The 18653-nt window shown below is 44.9% G+C and carries 13 protein-coding genes; 7 read left to right on the top strand and 6 right to left on the bottom strand.

Annotation, left to right across the window (positions count from 1 at the left end):
- Positions 1–224 precede the first annotated feature (224 nt).
- Positions 225–2102 carry an Nramp family divalent metal transporter gene (locus EXU57_RS12320; protein WP_133268522.1) on the bottom strand — a complete coding sequence of 626 codons (1878 nt, stop codon included), beginning with the start codon at positions 2100–2102 and terminating at the stop codon, positions 225–227.
- 1 nt (position 2103) lies between these two features.
- Positions 2104–2763, bottom strand: coding sequence for a metal-dependent transcriptional regulator (locus EXU57_RS12315; protein ID WP_133268521.1), 660 nt, complete (start codon positions 2761–2763; stop codon positions 2104–2106).
- A gap of 362 nt (positions 2764–3125) precedes the next feature.
- On the opposite strand from EXU57_RS12315, the gene EXU57_RS12310 reads away from it, so the two are divergent.
- Together EXU57_RS12310 and glgP are read left to right on the top strand one after the other, a co-directional pair.
- Positions 3126–4097: a hypothetical protein gene (locus tag EXU57_RS12310; protein ID WP_133268520.1), complete on the top strand. Its 972-nt coding sequence runs from the start codon at positions 3126–3128 to the stop codon at positions 4095–4097.
- 191 nt (positions 4098–4288) lie between these two features.
- Positions 4289–5941 carry an alpha-glucan family phosphorylase gene (gene glgP, locus EXU57_RS12305; RefSeq protein ID WP_133268519.1) on the top strand — a complete coding sequence of 551 codons (1653 nt, stop codon included), beginning with the start codon at positions 4289–4291 and terminating at the stop codon, positions 5939–5941.
- A gap of 142 nt (positions 5942–6083) precedes the next feature.
- On the opposite strand, the gene EXU57_RS12300 is transcribed toward glgP, so the two are convergent.
- Positions 6084–6800 carry a pyridoxine 5'-phosphate synthase gene (locus EXU57_RS12300; protein WP_133268518.1) on the bottom strand — a complete coding sequence of 239 codons (717 nt, stop codon included), beginning with the start codon at positions 6798–6800 and terminating at the stop codon, positions 6084–6086.
- Positions 6801–6887: 87 nt separating this feature from the next.
- Here EXU57_RS12300 and EXU57_RS12295 point away from each other — a divergent pair, with 87 nt between their 5' ends.
- The gene (locus EXU57_RS12295) at positions 6888–8726 is read left to right on the top strand and encodes a UbiD family decarboxylase (protein WP_133268517.1); all 1839 of its coding nucleotides are present in this window, start codon (positions 6888–6890) and stop codon (positions 8724–8726) included.
- A 251-nt stretch (positions 8727–8977) separates the two neighbouring features.
- Here EXU57_RS12295 and EXU57_RS12290 read toward each other — a convergent pair whose 3' ends face one another.
- The gene (locus EXU57_RS12290; protein WP_133268516.1) at positions 8978–9493 is read right to left on the bottom strand and encodes a DUF2911 domain-containing protein; all 516 of its coding nucleotides are present in this window, start codon (positions 9491–9493) and stop codon (positions 8978–8980) included.
- An 89-nt stretch (positions 9494–9582) separates the two neighbouring features.
- On the bottom strand, positions 9583–10224 hold the full coding sequence (locus EXU57_RS12285) for a phosphatase PAP2 family protein (RefSeq protein ID WP_133268515.1): 642 nt from the start codon (positions 10222–10224) through the stop codon (positions 9583–9585).
- A gap of 65 nt (positions 10225–10289) precedes the next feature.
- Here EXU57_RS12285 and EXU57_RS12280 point away from each other — a divergent pair, with 65 nt between their 5' ends.
- Positions 10290–12272: an LTA synthase family protein gene (locus tag EXU57_RS12280; protein ID WP_133268514.1), complete on the top strand. Its 1983-nt coding sequence runs from the start codon at positions 10290–10292 to the stop codon at positions 12270–12272.
- Between the two features lie 17 nt (positions 12273–12289).
- Complete coding sequence (locus tag EXU57_RS12275) at positions 12290–14248, top strand: LTA synthase family protein (protein WP_165958122.1); 1959 nt, start codon at positions 12290–12292, stop codon at positions 14246–14248.
- A 167-nt stretch (positions 14249–14415) separates the two neighbouring features.
- Here the strand turns inward: EXU57_RS12275 and EXU57_RS12270 are convergent, their stop codons facing one another.
- The gene (locus EXU57_RS12270) at positions 14416–15162 is read right to left on the bottom strand and encodes a class I SAM-dependent methyltransferase (protein ID WP_133268512.1); all 747 of its coding nucleotides are present in this window, start codon (positions 15160–15162) and stop codon (positions 14416–14418) included.
- A 303-nt stretch (positions 15163–15465) separates the two neighbouring features.
- Here EXU57_RS12270 and glmM point away from each other — a divergent pair, with 303 nt between their 5' ends.
- Positions 15466–16845, top strand: coding sequence for a phosphoglucosamine mutase (gene glmM / locus EXU57_RS12265; RefSeq protein WP_133268511.1), 1380 nt, complete (start codon positions 15466–15468; stop codon positions 16843–16845).
- Between the two features lie 460 nt (positions 16846–17305).
- Positions 17306–18436 (top strand): cysteine desulfurase family protein, encoded by a 1131-nt coding sequence (locus tag EXU57_RS12260; RefSeq protein ID WP_133268510.1) that lies wholly within the window; start codon positions 17306–17308, stop codon positions 18434–18436.
- The last annotated feature ends 217 nt before the right edge of the window (positions 18437–18653 follow it).

Genomic DNA, 18653 nt, shown 5'->3' with positions numbered 1-18653 from the left:
AACAACAGCAGTCGCCGAGTAAAGATTTGCAAGTACAAGGGAGTGACACAACCGGAGCCGAAGGAGGAACTACTGCCGGTCACAAAAAAAATGCAAAATGTAAAATGCAAAATGTAAAACGGGGTTCGTACGCCAGGTACTGGTACTCTTTGTACCTTAATACCTTAATACCTCAATACCTCAATACCTTAATACCTTAAAACCGAATCCCTGGATACCTAATTTCAGTTAACAATCAACACCGGTATATTGAGCTGGTGCCTTACCTTTTCCACGGTTTCACCATACAGGTAATCCATAACACCACTGTGCCGGTGAGCACCCATTACCAGCATGTTGGCATTGCTTTTTCGCACGATGTGGATGATCTCTTTAATCCGGTTTTGATAGCCAAGGTAGCTTTCTGCCTGGTAGCCCAGCGCTTTTAACTGATCCACATAACCGTCAAGATGTTCTTTATCGTTTCGTGTTTCAAAGTCGTCGCAGGCGGGGCCAAGGGCTCTTGCCGAAGCACTTTCAACAACGTGTATGAGCAGGTACCTGGTGGCTTTGTTTCCCTGCGCGATGGCATTGGAAATAAGCTTTTCATCATTGTTACTAAAGTCAAGTGCTACAGCAATGCAGTCGAGCTGTGGTATATCGAACTTTTGCAGGGTCCTGGTTGCACCATGTAGCCGCATCTGATTGGTTTTTGCTTTTTTGCGCGTGATCGGAAGTATGGTCATCAGCAAAAACAGTAAGACAAAAAATAACGCCGCCGCAATAATCACGACCTTCCAGGTAAACATGCCAGGGTTGTTGAAGACTGATGATAATTCGTTGCTAACCATCCGAACGTTTAGGTAAATGAGTACCCCTGCGATGATCCATGCAACGATTTTTGTCGGCAACTTTATGGCGAATTCGCCCATGGTTTGCTTATCGCTTACAAAATGAATGAGCGGGATGATTGCAAAACCCAGTTGCAGGCTCAGGATAACCTGGCTAAAAACAAGCAACCTGTCCACCTCATCTTCGCCCAAAATCAGGATCACCAGTACCGCGGGCACGATGGCAATTAAGCGGGTAATCAACCGCCGTATCCAGGGGTTGATGCGAAGGTTTAAGTAGCCTTCCATAACGATCTGGCCGGCGAGCGTTCCCGTTACGGTTGAACTCTGCCCGGCTGCGATCAAAGCAATAGCGAATAGGGCAGGGGCAACCTGCGAACCCAAAAATGAGGGCAGCAAGCGGTGTGCTTCTTTTAGTTCCACCACTTCAACACCTGCTTTGTAAAATACCGAGGCGGCCAGGATGAGGATAGCTGCATTTACAAAGAAAGCCGCATTTAAGGCGATCGCGCTATCAACCCGGTTGTAACGGATGGCCTGGTTAATGGCAACCGGGTTGTTCGCAATTTTTCGGGTTTGCACAAGCGCAGAATGCAGGTAAAGATTATGGGGCATTACGGTTGCACCAATGATGCCGATTGCAATATACAGGGCCTCATCGTTGGGAATGGATGGCACAAAACCCTTGACGATTTCACCCGGACTTGGTTGTGCGAAAAAAAGCTGGATTAAAAACGAACCGCCGATAATTGCTACCAGGAAAATGATAAAGGCTTCCATTTTGCGCATGCCCAGGCGTTGCAGGTAAAGCAGCAAAAAAGTATCGGTTACGGTAATTGCAACACCCCAGATAAGTGGTAAGCCGGTTAACAGTTGCAGCCCGATTGCCATACCCAATACCTCGGCAAGGTCGCAAGCCGCAATGGCCAATTCTGCGAGGATGTAAAGACAAAAGTTGACAAACCTCGGGTAAACCTCGCGATTGGCCTGCGCCAGGTCTCTTCTTCGCACAATCCCAAGCCGTGCACTTAAACCCTGCAGCAACAAAGCCATCAGGTTGCTCATTAATAATACCCAGATGAGTGTATAACCAAACTTCGCACCTCCCGCCAGATCGGTGGCCCAATTGCCCGGATCCATATAACCTACACTAACAAGGTAGGCAGGACCCATATAAGCCAATAACCTTTTCCACCCCCTTTTACTTTTGGTAACATCTATGCTTTCATGTACTTCGCTCAGCGATGCTTCACTTGCCGGTGTTCCTGACATATTAGACTGGTTTTACAAATAATGTTTGTGCGAGTTGCTGGCTAACCGTAAATGGTGCTTCGTTTTTTAGTTTGATCTCGAGTGAATGGTCGAATGAAAACTTGCGTTTTACTTCTATCCGGCTGCCGATCTGGATGTTCCTGTGGCGCAACAGTTCAAGCAATTCGCTGGATTGACTACCTACGGCACAAACCTCAGCCATACGGTTAAGCTCAAGGTCGATCAGGTTGATTTGCCGGGTCATCTCCATCTTTCCGTTTACATCGGGGATGGGGTCGCCATGGGGGTCGAACTTTGGATGTTGTAAATAGGCGTCCAGTTTTTCAACAAGCGATTTACTATCGATGTGCTCGAGCTGTTCCGCTATCTCGTGTACTTCATCCCAGCCAAACTCGAGTTTATGAACCAGGAAATATTCCCACAACCGGTGTTTTCTTACAATAGCCAAGGCTAACTTCTTGCCGTCGATACTCAACTTAAATCCCTTGTACCGCTCATAATGTAGCAGCTTTTTAGACTTTAGCTTTTTGAGCATATCCGTAACCGAAGCAGCTTTTGTCTTTAGTTCTGCAGCAAGCTCGTTGGTGTTAACCATGCCATCGTCGCGTTGTAAGTGATATATCGCCTTAATGTAATTTTCTTCACTTGTTGAGAAGTTCATATGCTTCTAAATTAAAGTTTAGGCAGGCCTAAAAATAAGTAGATTTGATAACTTTCAACAAATTTCTTCTGCTCGGAAGTATGCAATGCTGCTCAGAATGGCGGCCCATGGCGGGTTCACCACTTATGAATGCGGTTTTAATTGGCGGGCATACCGCCCGATATCGACTTATTTGAGAAAGCAGCATCTTAATAAACGGCATAAGCAGCAAGGGTCAATTACCGCTTCAGGGCGGATGGCGCACACTTTTTGCATGCGTTATAGCTAACAGAATCACGTGTTTACAACGCTGAGCAGAGGAGAACAGTTTTACCGTTCTGTGCATTAAATCCTATTTTTATCAGAGAATCAAACCCGATATTATGAAGAATTGCCTGCTGGTACTTTTGTTTTGTATGTCCCTTTTTGCATGTAAAAACAAAAGCCCTTTGGCTGGTGATGAAAAGGTTGCCATGAATGATTTTATAGAGGCATTTGCGGTAACGAGGTTGCCGTACACACTTTCAGATACCGGGATACAAAAACTCTCGACCACTGATACCATCAGTCACAGTGTTTTTACCCAGTTTGTACCCGACACATTGTTGACGAGTTCCTTTAAAAAAGAGCGTCGGCTCACGCTTCAGCCGCTTGCGCGGTTTGGAGAAAAAGGTAAAGAAACATACCTGACGCTATTGGCCAGGTCGAAGACCAAAGAGGTGGTTTACCTGCTTGTTTTTACCAGGAAAAATGTGTTTTCTACAGGTATGCCATTGCTCTCCACATCGGATGAAGCGGAAACTTATTACACGTCAACAATCGATAACCGGCTGAACATCTCTGTGCAAAAAGAGTGGACTTCCAACAATGATTTGTTATTTAGCCGTACCATTTACGGCTATAATAATGCCGGTTTGTTTACCGTTGTAATGACGGAAACAAACGATCAGAGCCGTGTAGCCAACGATATAAATAACCCGTTGGATACCTTACCAAAGAAGAATAAGTACAGTGGCGATTATGTGAAATCAAAAACGAATTTTCTTACCCTGCGTGATGGAAGTACCCCTGACTCATATCTGTTTTTTGTGCATTTCGAAAATGATGATGATGAGCCTTGTAATGGTGAAGTAAAAGGAGAAGTATTTTTGAAAACCCCGACCTCAGGTGTATTTTCAGAACAAGGCGATCCATGTGTTATCGACTTTACTTTTGACGACAATAAGGTTAAAGTAAAAGAACAGGGCAGTTGCGGTAGCCACCGGGGAATAAAATGTTTTTTCAACGATACCTATACCCGAAAGAAGGAACCTAAACCAGCAAAAAAAGATACCCCCGCGAAAAAAAGAAAATAGCACTTGCTTAATTGCATGTTCAAAATCCACTGGACGTCGGTAGTTATTAGCTCCCGTTTAGTAGCATATTTTAACCGCAAATTCGTTAACGCTCAATATTTATGGAGAATATTAGAATTCTGACAACTGTCGATCGTTAATTATTTCCATTTATCTTGCAGCCCATCGCAAAAATTACACATCTACAACTTATGAGTTTCAAAAATTACAATGTTCCTTACGAGGTGAGTGAACGCTATGCTTCCAAAACTGCATACTTCTCAATGGAGTTTGCTATTCACCAGCCATTGAAAATTTATAGCGGTGGTCTGGGGTTTCTTGCAGGATCTCACCTTCGGAGCGCATATGAACTGCGCCAGAACATGATTGGAATTGGTATTTTGTGGAAGTTCGGTTATTACGACCAGGCTAGAAATGCTGATCAGACATTGCAGGTAACATGGATGGAGAAATATGCCACGTTCCTGGAAGAAACCGATATAAAATTTCAGATCAATATTCACGACCACCCGGTTTGGGTAAAGGTGTATTACCTGAATCCAACTACTTTCAACAGCGCTCCCTTGTTTTTGCTCAGCACCGATGTTCCGGAAAACGACTATGTTTCGCAAACGATTTCTCACAGGTTGTACGATGGCAACGTGGCTACCAAAGTCGCGCAATTTATTCTGCTAGGCGTTGGCGGAGCCAAATTGGTAGACGAGCTTGGTTTTAATCCTGATCGTTATCACCTTAACGAGGCCCACGGTGTATCTGCTGCTTTTTACCTGTTGAACAAGCTTCAGAGTGTAGAAAAACTGAGAGAGCGCCTCGTATTTACTACACACACACCCGAGGAAGCTGGCAACGAAAAGCACGACATCTACCTGTGTCATAAGATGAGTTACTTCTGCGGCATGAGCCTCGATGAAGTAAGGCGCCTCACAGGTTTAAAAGATGATCAATTCAACCACTCCCTTGTTGCACTCCGATTTGCACGCATTGCAAATGGTGTATCCCAGCTTCATGGTCATGTGAGCAGGGCAATGTGGGGACACTATGAGAATATCTGCCCGATCATTTCCATAACAAATGCCCAAAACTGGAGATACTGGGCCGATAAGCAATTGTACCACTTCAGCGAAGAGGCAAACCATTATGCATTTGACGACCGTAAGAAGTACCTGAAGAAAAGGGCGTTCGAAATTGTTGCCGATCAAACCGGTAAATTATTTGATCCGAACGTGCTCACCATTGTTTGGGCCCGCCGCTTCGCTGGTTATAAAAGGGCAGAACTGCTTACCCGTGATCTGGAGCGTTTCAATAAGCTCACAAGCAATACCAAACACCCGGTTCAGATTATATGGGCAGGTAAGCCTTACCCATTGGATTACCCGGCGATCACCGATTTTAACCACCTTGTTCACCTGAGCAAAAGCTATAAGAATGTAGCGGTACTAATCGGGTATGAGCTGGCATTAAGCAAACGCCTGAAACAAGCCTCCGATGTTTGGTTGAACAATCCACGGGTACCCCGCGAAGCTTCCGGAACGAGTGGTATGACCGCAGCAATGAACGGTTCTGTTAACTTTAGTACCGATGACGGATGGATACCGGAGTTCATCAACCATGGTAACAATGGTTTCGTGGTGCCACAGGCCGATTATGCAAATATGCACGTGCAGGAGCAGGATGAATACGATCTTAACTACCTCTACGATATTCTCGAGAACCAGATCCTGCCATTGTACTACGATACTCCCGATACCTGGCGCCAGGTGGTAAAAAATGGTATGCGCGATGTGCGTTTCCAATTTGATAGTAACCGGATGGCACACGAGTATTACGAGAAGTTATACAAGTAATGGTTTGAGGTTGACAAGTTGAAAAGTTGACCTGTAATAGGTTGAAGTGCTGACATCATTGGTACTTCAACCTATTTATCTTTTGATGCAATTGAGCTCAACAGCTTCTCGTCAGAGCCAGTAGACCTGTGAAATCATCAACTTACCGGAGCTGTCGCTTATACATCTGGATAGCGTTTTCATATCCCAGGTATATGGCATCACAAACCAGCGCATGTCCAATGGAAACCTCAAGCAGTCCGGGCACATGGGCAGCAAAGTATTTCAGGTTTTGCAGGTCGAGATCATGCCCGGCATTTATACCCAATTTAAGGTGGTTGGCTTCTTTGGCTGCATTTACATAATGTAAAACTGCCTGTTCTTTATTGTCGTAAAAGTGTTTTGCATAACCTTCGGTATAAAGTTCTACCCGGTCGGTGCCTGTTTCCGCTGCACCCCTGATCATCTCAATTACCGGGTCTACAAATATGGAAGTACGAATGCCGGCATTTTTAAAAACACCAATAATTTCTACAAGGTAGTCCCGATGCTTCAAGGTATCCCAACCGTGGTCAGAGGTAATTTGACCGAGGGCATCAGGCACAAGCGTTACCTGCTCCGGCCTTACTTCTAAAACGAGGTCTACAAACTTTTGCTCGCGTGGGTTGCCTTCAATATTAAACTCTGTTGTAATAGCGGCTTTAATTTCGCGAACATCACTATACCTGATGTGCCGCTCGTCCGGTCGCGGGTGAACGGTTACCCCATCTGCACCAAACCTTTCTGCGTCGAGGGCAGCCTTTAAAACATTAGGATTATTTCCACCACGGCTGTTTCGCAGCGTGGCGAATTTGTTGATGTTGATGCTAAGCTTTGTCATGCTTCAAAGATAAACCCATTTGTAATTGCAGCGGGTTGGCGGGTATCCGTGCCCAACCTTTGGACAGAATATTTGTTTCTTTACACCATGAACTATTCATCGCTGGAAGAATGCCTCACCGACCTGGAGAAGAATGGCCACCTGCTAAGGATAAAAGAAGAGGTAGACCCCTATTTGGAAATGGCTTCAATACACCTGAGGGTTTACGAAGCAGGCGGACCGGCTTTGCTGTATGAACGTGTTAAGGGCTCCCGTTTCAGGGCCGCATCAAATATTTTCGGCTCGCTCGAACGCAGCAAGTTTATGTTTCGGAAGACCTTTGCTGCGGTACAAAAATTAATTCAACTCAAAAACGATCCTGTTGCAGCCATTAAGCAGCCGATCAAAAATCTCAGTTCCGGCCTTGCAGCATTGAAAGCACTCCCTTTAAAGAACCCTACTATAAAGCCGGTGCTTTCACAGGAGATCCGTGTCAGCGACCTGCCACTTATACAACACTGGCCAAACGATGGTGGTGCTTTTGTAACCTTACCACAGGTATATACCGAGGATCCTGACCAGTCAGGCATCATGCATGCAAACCTTGGCATGTATCGTATACAATTAACCGGAAACGATTACCTGCGCGACAAAGAAATTGGCTTGCATTACCAACTGCATCGCGGTATCGGGGTGCACCAGTCAAAGGCAAACAAGAAAGGCCAGCCCTTAAAGGTGAGTTGCTTTGTTGGCGGACCTCCGTCGCATAGTCTCTCTGCGGTAATGCCCTTACCCGAAGGCATCAGCGAAATGACCTTTGCCGGTGTTTTAGGCGGGCGCCGCTTTCATTATAGCTACGAAGATGGTTTTTGTATCAGCACCGATGCCGACTTCGTGATTACCGGTGAGGTATACCCGGGAGAGAACAAACCAGAGGGGCCGTTCGGCGATCACCTGGGTTACTACAGCCTCACCCATCCTTTTCCACTGATGAAAGTGAACAAGGTTTATGCCCGCAAAAACGCCATTTGGCCGTTTACCGTAGTCGGCCGTCCGCCGCAGGAAGATACCAGTTTTGGTGAGCTCATTCATGAACTTACCGGTGACGCCATCAAACAAGAGATCCCTGGTTTACGCGAGGTAAATGCGGTAGACGCAGCAGGTGTGCACCCATTGCTACTGGCAATTGGCAGCGAACGATATACCCCCTACATGCCTGCCAAACAACCTGCAGAAATCTTAACCATCGCCAACCATATCCTGGGTACGGGCCAGTTGAGCCTTGCTAAATTTTTGTTTATCACAGCCGACGAGTCAGGCAGTTTAACCACCCACGACATACCCGAATTTATGCGGTTTATGCTTGAGCGTATTGATCTCAGCCGCGACGTCCACTTCTACACCAACACGAGTATCGACACACTTGACTATTCCGGTACCGGACTAAACACCGGTAGCAAGGTTGTATTTGCTGCATTTGGCGAGGTGAAAAGGCAGCTTTGTACCGAAGTTCCGCAAGTGTTGCAAACACTTAAACACTTTACAAATCCGCGTTTGGTAATGCCAGGCGTTATCGCTGTACAAGCAGCCAGGTTTACAGATTATGCCCAGGCAGAACGCGAAATGAAGGTTCTTGATGAACAGGTATTGCCTGGTGGAACCGGGGACAAAGGAGTTGTGTTTATTGTAGTCTGCGACGATAGTAGTTTTGTTTCCGATCGCCTCGGTAACTATCTCTGGGTAACCTATACGAGGTGTAACCCGTCTCACGATATATATGGAATAGGCAGCTTCGTACAGTTTAAACACTGGGGTTGCAAGGGACCACTGGTATTAGACGCCAGGATTAAACCACACCATGCACCTCCACTGGAGAAAGATCCCGGAGTTGAAAAAAAGGTGGATCGCTTGTTTGCAAAAGGGGGTAGCCTGCACGGGATTGCCTGATGCCGGGCAGAATCGATCTTCAAAGTAGCCGACATAAAAAAAGCCCTGCGCGTAAACGCAAGGCTTTCTTTATGATCTGGTGATTTTGATTTATCACTCCAGGAGAAACTCCCGCAACAAGTAGGGCTTTTTTTTATGGGCCAGGCGATAGGGCTGAGATGATTCATCCTTGCGTCGCACACTTGTACAGTAAACCTGCCGGCAACAGAGTGGCTGCAAACAACTACACCTGGTGCCAATCAAACACAAATTTATTTAACATCGAACTTAACCTGGGTATCTGCCCATGAAAGGGTAACAGCACCAGACTGGTCAACGTCAATCATCATTTGTTCGTACGCTTTATCAGCTTTAGCGGGAACGGCCGTTACACGAAGCGCGTCGTCACCTTCGGTATAGTTTGTACCCCATTGTTTCCACGTTTTGTTGAAGATGATCGTCCATTCTTTTTCACCTGGGATGGTGTACAGGCCATATTTGCCGGCTGGTAATTTCTTGCCTTGTACCATTGCATCTTTGCTGATTTCAAACGTAGTTGCTTCGTTAGCACCGGTGCGCCAAACTTTTCCATAAGGGGCAATGTCTTTACCCATGGTGCGGCCTTTAACACTTGGTTGGCTGTATTCAACTTTAATCTTAAGTCCGCTTGTTGTGGTAGCAGAGTCAGCTGCAGGTGGGCTTGGACGCTTGGATTTGTCGGCCTGGGCACCAGCCTGAAAGTTGAACAGGATCGCCGTTAGTAGCGAAAGAAAAAAGAACTTTTTCATGATTTTGTTTTTTTTAAAGTTATCTAAAATGTACTGTTTACGCCGCGGCTTTGCAAAATGCGTTCCGAAAACTCGGATGAATGGCATCTTTACATTTTAACTGTTGTGTTTTTATGCGATTTCAAGCTGGGTAAACCCACTCTTCGGTTAAAAATGTCTCCCATGATAAAACCAATACCTGCACCCAGGATACCCCCTCCGATTACATCGAGCGGGTAGTGTACCCCAACATATACCTGCCCATATGATATGCTAAAAGCCCATACATAAAACAGTATCGTCCACTTTTTGAAGTATTCCTTTAGCGTTATCGACAGAAAAACTGCTGCTCCAAAATGGCTCATCGCATGCGAAGATGTGAAGCTCCCACTGGATGGGCACCTGTTCATCAGCAATCTTACGTATTGCATAAAGTCCGGGTCGCGGCATGGGCGGGTTCTACCAATTAGGTCTTTGAGCAAATTGCTGCTGAACTGGTCAGTCAGGGTTGCTGTGAATAACAGGAATACGATCCATGGCAGGGCCCTTAAACCGAAGTTCATTGTTGAAAATAGCAGCAAAAAAAGATACAAAGGCGCCCATGTAATGGACTCACGCCAAATCGGGAAAAAGCTGTCGAATGTTGTGTTCGTCCATGTTGAGTTGATAAGGATAAATAGCTGCTGATCAAACTTTATTAACCACTCCGGCAGGTGATTAAACATCGTTGGATCAGCATTCAAAAAGGTCATCGGCGATCTTTAAAGAGTTGTTAGAATACTAAGGCTCAGTTAATTAATTATTAACTTGCGGCAGTATGCAAAAATTAAAAATTCCAAGATATATACAATGGTTAATTCTTACGGGTTTATTTTTTTTGCTTTTAATGACGTTGCTTCGCATTGCCCTTGTTTACACAGGTGACCACCATAGATCGTCCAACGGTTTGTTGCCTGCTTTTGTGCTTGGGATCCGTTATGATCTCAGGGTTGTTTGCATCGTGGCTATGCTTTCATTCCTGTTGGGTTCTCTTAAGTTTTTACACCCGTTTCAAACCCGGCGTGGCAATTGGCTAAGCCTCCTGTTATGGTCCATCTTTATCATCGTGTTTGTTAGCTTTTATGTGTTCGACTTTGCGCATTATGCATACCTGGCACAACGCCTGAATGGAAGTGTGCTCAATTACCTCGAAGATGCAAAGCTTTCATTAGGGATGGTTTGGCAGTCGTACCCTGTGATATGGATTCTGATTGCCCTGGCCTCATCCATTTTTTTGCTCATCGGGTTGGTTCGAACCATATACAATTACATACTATCTAAACCCATAAAGAGTAATCGTAACAGCAGGATTGTTTGGGGTATTACTTTTTTTCTTTTGCTATCGGTAGGCATATTCGGAAGGGTGGGCCAGTTTCCACTACGCTGGAGTGATGCTTTCAGTCTTGCCGACGATTACAAATCACAGGTAGCCTTAAATCCTTTTCAATCGTTTTTCAGTTCGTTGAGTTATCGCCATGCAACCTATGATCTGAAAAAAGTTCGCCGCCATTATCCTTACATGGCCGATCACCTGAACGTAACAACTCCTGACTCGATCGCACTAAACTATAAACGCTTTGTTACCCATGATGCAAAGGCACCAAAGCCCAATATTGTTTTGGTGATTTGCGAGTCGTTTAGTGCCTACAAAAGCTCTATGATGGGCAACCCGTTAAATACCACTCCGTTTTTTAACCAGATGGTGGCAAAAGGTGTTTATTTCGATAAATGTTTTTCACCATCTTATGGTACTGCTCGCGGAGTATGGGCAATCATCACCGGTATACCGGATGTACAGCTTCAAAAAACATCTAGTCGCAATCCTGCTGCAGTAGATCAGCATACGATCATCAACGATTTTGAAGGTTACGAAAAGTTCTACTTTCTTGGTGGCAGTACAAGTTGGGCGAATATCAGGGGACTGCTTACCAACAATATAGCCGGATTAAACTTATATGAAGAGGGAAGTTATCAGGCAGCCAAAATAGATGTTTGGGGGATTAGTGATAAAAACCTTTTCCTTGAAGCAAACAAAGTTTTGGCGAGTCGTTCTCAACCTTTTTTTGCAGTGATACAAACCGCAGACAATCATCGTCCTTATACCATACCGGAGGAGGACCTGGACGAGTTTGAACGAAAACGTGTACCTGCGGATACACTCCGGAAATACGGCTTTGGAGAAGTGGACGAGTATAATGCTTTCCGGTATACGGATTTCAGTTTCCGCAAGTTTATGGAAGCTGCTGCAAAAGAGTCGTACTATAGTAACACCATCTTTGTTTTTGTGGGCGATCATGGCATAAAGGGTGATGCAGGTACCATGTTACCACGCGCATTCTCCACACAAAGTCTTACCAGTGAACACGTACCCTTGTTGTTTTATGCACCCTCGATGATGAAACCTGCGCGCTACAGCTACCCGGCGTCGCAACTAGATATATTGCCCACGATTGCCGGGCTCGCCAAAGTTAATTACACAAATACCACCCTCGGGAAAGACCTGTTAGCTGCCGATAGCACATGGTCAGAGAAAGTGTCGTTTATTATCGATGTTGACAGCCGGACAATCGGGGTGGTAACGGATAGTTGCTTTTACAGCTACAATATGTCCGGGCAAAATGAGCAGCTCTCATCTATCTTAAACAATAACCCCGTGCAGCTTACAAAAGCTTCCCGGTCGAAGTACCGCGCAATTACTGATGCTTATTATGAAACGTCACGGTATCTTTTGCTTAACAATAAAAAGACATCCGCAAAATAATGCTGCGCGAATGGAGAGTGCCCAAGACTATTCAATGGACGGTAAAATTGTTTTTTATTTTCCTTCTCATATTTACCCTGTTCAGGCTGTCCACCTACCTGGCATTCCGGCCGGAAGGTCTTAATTTTTTCGAGATATTCCCATCTTTCCTGCTGGGTTGTCTTTTTGATATCAGGTGGATTTGCATCATTCTATTGCCTGTATTGTGTAGTGGCTTTATTCCCAACTTTACACCTTATAGTTCGATATCTGCGCGCAGGTTCTGGACCTCATATCTTTCCCTCTCTACGTTTATCATGATGTTTTTCTTTGGCGCTGATTATGGCCATTTTGCCTATGTCAGCACCAGGCTTAATGCAAGCGCCTTAAACTTTGTAGAAGATGCGAAGATTTCTATGGAGATGTTATGGCAGAGTTATCCATTGCTCTGGATTAGTCTTGCATTGATCGCTGTAGTGTACCTTTTCTATTGGTTATACCGCAGAGCACATATTCGCATAGAAAAAGAAAACAGCGTTCAGGAAATACAATACAGAACAAGATGGTACTTTTTTACGCTTGTATTGTTCCTGTTTGGCATATATGGCAGCTTCACCACCAGGCCGCTTGTTTGGAAAGATGCGTTTGTGTTCAAAGATAATTTCAAGTCATACCTGGCTTTAAACCCTCTTCAGAACTTTGCAACAACCCTGCGTTTCAGAAAGCCAGTTGTTGACGACGAGAGAGCCAAAGACAACTTTCCGATTATCAGAGATTACCTGCAGCTGGATAGCACAACTGCTTCACTCAACTTTCGCCGGCTTACTTTACCGGATAGCCGCGGCCTGGAAAGCAAGCCCAACATCGTGCTGGTGATTTGTGAATCGTTTAGCATGTACAAAAGTACCATGAGCGGCAATCCTTTAAACACCACACCTTATTTCGACCAGTTGAGCAAAGAAGGTATATTCTTTAGCCGGTGTTTTTCACCGCATTTTGCAACTGCACGTGGTGTATTCGCAACGCTCACCGGCATACCTGATGTTCAGTTGTCGAAGTTTTCGAGCCGTAACGAAGAGTCGTTGCAACAACATACCATCATCAACAACTTCGAAGATTACAGTAAGTTTTATTTCATGGGTGGAAGCAGCGAATTCAACAACCTGAAACGATTGTTGAACAACATAAAAGACCTAAGGCTGTATGAAGAGGGTAGCTATACCTCGCCAAAGGTTAATGTTTGGGGCATAAGCGATAAAAACCTGTTTAAGGAAGCAACAAAAACACTAAGCGAACAAAAGAACCCGTTTTTTGCGGTTATTCAAACATCGGATAATCATCGGCCTTTTACTATCCCTGTTGAAGACAGCGACTTTGTAAAACGGGACGTTCCCAAGGATACGCTTGAGAAATATGGCTTTTTATCTATTGACGAGTTTCATGCGTTTTGTTATACCGACTTTGCTTTTAAGTCGTTTATCGAAGATGCAAAAAAGGAGTCCTGGTTTGATAACACGATCTTTGTTTTCGTTGGGGATCATGGTGTGGCTGGAGACGCAACGGCTATTTACCCCGACGCCTGGACTGATCAAAGGCTGGGTGATGAGCACATCCCTTTACTACTTTATGCACCTAAACTGCTTGTGCCCGCCAGAAGGGACGAGGTGGTTTCGCAAATTGATGTGCTGCCTACAATTGCGGGGCTCGTCCACAATCCATATGTAAATACAACACTTGGTCGAGACCTGTTAAACCCGGCTAAGAAAAACAATGTCGCCTTCATTATCCATCATGATGAGGGGCGTATTGGTATCGTAACAGACTCGTTTTATTATACGAAAAACATCAGGTTCGAACAGGAAACACTTTTGCCTGTGAAAAGCAATATACCGTGGTGGAATAAAGAGGAAGAAGTATTAATTAAAAAGCGATCGTCTTCACTTACCAGTGCCTTGTATGAAACTGCTAAATGGATGTTGGTAAACAATAAGAAGTAGCAGAGATCAACACTCAGCGTCAAGTGAGTAGCCTTACGCTAGTCCGGAAATTATAGCAAAATATCGCAAGTGAGTGGCAGGCAGAAATGGTTAGTGTATTGAAAACAATGTTCAAAGGGTCACTGGCTGCGCAAGTACACGCAGGTAAACGTCTGTAATGCTGGTGATTAGTCCCTGATCTTTTTCGCGATCATGATTAGCCGGGGCGACTTACGTACATCATAGTGCCCGAAATGATAGTCGCCAAAAACCTCCTGGATTTGAAGGCCCTGGTAAGCAAACATGTCATTGAAGTCACCAAGGCTGAATTTGGCCACCTTTTCTGTGAACTTGTGTTCCATCAAAACGCCATTGTCTTCAATTTGAACCTGTTTGTAAAAGTGGTCCTCATCGTCCCATTTGGTAATGTGAAATTTTACGTTATCTATTTCTTTGATGGTATCCTTCACAAGATGGTCCTCCGCATAGTGAACATTCAGGTAATCCATTACTAAGTAGCCTTCACTTTTAAGCGACTGGGCAATTGTTCTGACTGCATTGTCGTTTTCTCTCCGGGTTTTGAAGTAGCCGAAGCTGGTAAAAAAGTTAAACGCATAATCGAAGTAGTGAATCCAGAACGGAAGACGCATATCGTGTTGGTAGAAGTGAAGGTTGTCGTCTTCTGACTCAAGTGCTTCCTGGATCGACTCGAAAGAGAGATCTATACCGGTTACGTCGAAACCATGTTCTGCCAGCACTTTGCTATGCCTGCCCTTGCCGCATGCAACGTCTAACATCCTGCTGCCAGGGAGTGGAGAAAGGCGCCTGATAAGCTCTCCAATAAAGAGAAATGCTTCATCATCATCACGATGTTGGTACAGCAAATGATAGTAGGGAGAACTAAACCAATTTTCGAACCAGGCTACTTCGGGCATAGGATTAATTGAAAAGGCAAAGGTAAGTGTCTATATAAACTGCGTACAAAAGGATTTATTGTATAAACCGGGCTAAGCACCGCGATTATTTTTATAGCCTTTCGGGGTGTTTTATTTTGTAGCTCTTGTGGCACGAAATGGCTATGCGGTGAATTCCCGTTAACCTGTAATAGCAGAAAGGCGATTTATTAACAAGCCAACAGCAGCAAAATGGGGTCGGATCAGCCGGTTATTTGCCTATAGACAACCCGGGGACTTTTATCTTTTTTTCAATTATGTTTGCAGCTTAACAAATAACCGGCGATGGCATTGATCAAGAGCATTTCGGGTATAAGGGGCACAATTGGCGGTAAGCCAGGGGACACGCTAAGCCCGCTCGATATTGTGAAATTTACATCAGCTTATGGCATGTGGTTGCAAACCCAGGGATCAAAAACAAAGGTGGTAGTTGGCCGGGACGGGAGAATAAGTGGAGAAATGGTTCAGGGAATTGTTGTAAGCACCCTTAATGCACTGGGACTGGATGTAATTGATCTTGGTCTGACCACAACACCAACAGTCGAGATGACTGTTCAATTTGAAAATGCTGCCGGTGGAATCATTCTTACTGCGAGCCATAACCCTAAAGAATGGAACGCCTTAAAACTGCTGAACAGCAGGGGTGAATTTATTAGTGCAGAAGATGGGGCTAAGGTGCTTGAATTTGCTGCTTCTGAACAATTCAATTATGTTGGGGTAGACAAACTCGGCATTACGACAACCAAAACAGATGCTTTAGACCGGCATATCGAAGCCATACTGCAATACCCCCTTGTAAATGTTGAAGCAATCAGGAACAGGAAGTTTAAGGTTGTGCTCGATGCCATTAATAGTACCGGGGCGACTGCAGTACCTGCTCTATTAAATGCACTTGGCGTGAAATCGATAACCGTGTTAAATGGTGAGGTTAACGGAAAATTTGCGCACAACCCTGAACCGCTTCCACAGCACCTGACCCAATTATGCACCGAAGTAAACAGGCACCAGGCCGATCTTGGAATTGCCGTAGATCCGGATGTGGACAGGCTTTGTTTTGTATGTGAAGACGGAACCCTATTTGGCGAAGAGTATACCCTGGTTGCCGTAGCTGATTATGTCTTGCAACACAGAAAGGGCAATACGGTAAGTAATATGTCGAGTACCCGTGCCTTAAAAGACATTACCCTGAAACACGGTGGCGAATACTTTGCCAGTGCCGTAGGAGAAGTAAATGTTGTAAACAGAATGCGCGAAGTAAACGCGGTAATTGGTGGTGAAGGCAATGGTGGGATCATTGTTCCCGACCTGCATTATGGTCGTGATGCACTTATAGGCATTGCACTTTTTCTCTCGTACCTCGCACTTACCGAAAAAAGCATCAAGCAACTTCGGGGAACTTATCCCGATTACTTTATCAGCAAAAACAAGATTGAACTTGAAAAAGGTGTTGATGTAAAATTGATCTTCGACAAAATTCAGGGCAAGTATAAGAACCATCCGGCAAATACCGAAGATGGCTTAAAACTCGAGTTTGAGAAGGATTGGGTTCATCTTCGAACCAGCAATACCGAACCGATTATCAGGATTTATGCTGAGAGCAATTTTGAAACAACAGCTGAGAATATCGCTATGCGCATGATGAAAGACATTCGGGAAAGCTTATAGATTAACTTACACAAACATTCAACTTACTGAAGGCATTTTCTTCTGACCAGGCTGAAGTGCGTTTGCGGAACGTCTTGGCGGTGCTTACAATTTATTATATGGTGGCACTTCTACCAATGGCTTTGCCAGGCCCGCTTTCAACGCATCACTGAGTGAATATATCATCATCACCGAAGGCTTCTCCGTACAACATCGGATTATATAAGTGTACCGGGAACTTGAAGCTATCATAACCAGGCTGCCCTAAGCGCAGCCTTTTTAGTTCGCTAAAGTGCCCGTGTTTTTTTACATTTGTACCCGCTAATTTGGTTCAACAAAACCGCACTTGCTCTGCCTGAAACCCACTGTAGCAAATACTGCAGCGAAGCTATGATTTTGATGGCTCGTATAAAGCCGCTTTACTTAATGGTAGCCCGTAGGCATTCTTTGAAAACGATTGCTTTGCTACAAACAACCATGTATGACCGATCGTATTTACTTTGATAATGCCGCAACTACTTGTCTTGACCCCGTGGTACTGGAAGCCATGATGCCGTATCTCACTTCTTCTTATGGCAATCCATCGTCAATCTACAGTTATGGAAGAGAAAGCCGGCTTGCAATTGAAAATGCAAGAAAAAGTGTTGCAAAGATCCTCAATGCGCACCCGGCGGAAATCTTCTTTACGAGTGGCGGAACGGAGAGCAGTAACACGGCGATCAGTGCAGCAGTTCGCGACCTTGGTTGTAAGCATATCATTTCGTCGGAAATTGAGCACCATGCAACCCTTCATACCGTAGAGTACCTGCATCGAACCGGTGATGTACAACTGAGTTATGTAAAATTGTTGCCAAATGGTCATATCGATATGAGCGACCTGGAGTCACTGCTCGCCGGCAGCAATGAGCGGTGCCTCGTTAGCCTGATGCACGCAAATAATGAAATCGGCAATATGTTGGACATCTCGGCAACAGGTGAACTATGTAAAAAGTACAATGCCATCTTTCATAGTGATACTGTTCAAACAGTAGGTCATTTTCCTTTCGACCTCCGGAATACTCCCGTTCATTTTATTACAGGTGCAGGCCACAAGTTCCATGGTCCTAAAGGTGTCGGCATACTATATATCAACGAAAATGTCAGGATTACCCCGTTCGTTCATGGGGGCTCTCAGGAAAGGAACATGCGTGCAGGAACCGAAAATCTATATGGCATCGTTGGTTTTGCAAAGGCGCTTGAACTTGCAACGGCCAATCACGAAATGGACCGGCAGAAAATCCAGGCCACCCGGCTTCATATGAAAGAGCAACTCGAACAGCATATTCCCGGGGTATCGTTCAACGGCGATCCTTTTGGGGCATCGCTGTATACGGTGCTCAGCGTTAGCTTTCCTAAAACGGATAAAAGCGAGATGATCCTGTTTAACATGGACATCAACAATATCTGTGCAAGTGGTGGCAGCGCCTGTACCAGCGGAGCAGATGCCGGTAGCCACGTGATCAGGGCCATTAACAACAACGAAAACCAAATGACCGTTCGATTTTCGTTTAGCAAATACAACACAAAAGAGGAAGTAGACGCCGTTGTAAGAAAGTTGAAGGAAATGATTTAGCGGTAGATGGCTACTGTTCATTTACATCAACACTAAATCAACTTTCCAAATACGAAGTCACTGCCTTAGACCTGGACAAACATTGCTGAAGAAAATTTTGCGGTACAAGAGTGTCCTTATAAGCACGCTGATGTTTCCTGGATTGCAACTTTGGGGTAATTTGTAAAACCAAAAACCCTTTGCAATTAAGACCGTTACGCAAATTGAATGCTTACTT

The sequence above is a fragment of the Segetibacter sp. 3557_3 genome (assembly GCF_004354985.1).
Lineage (GTDB): Bacteria > Bacteroidota > Bacteroidia > Chitinophagales > Chitinophagaceae > Segetibacter.
This window is presented reverse-complemented; position numbering and strand designations above follow the sequence as displayed.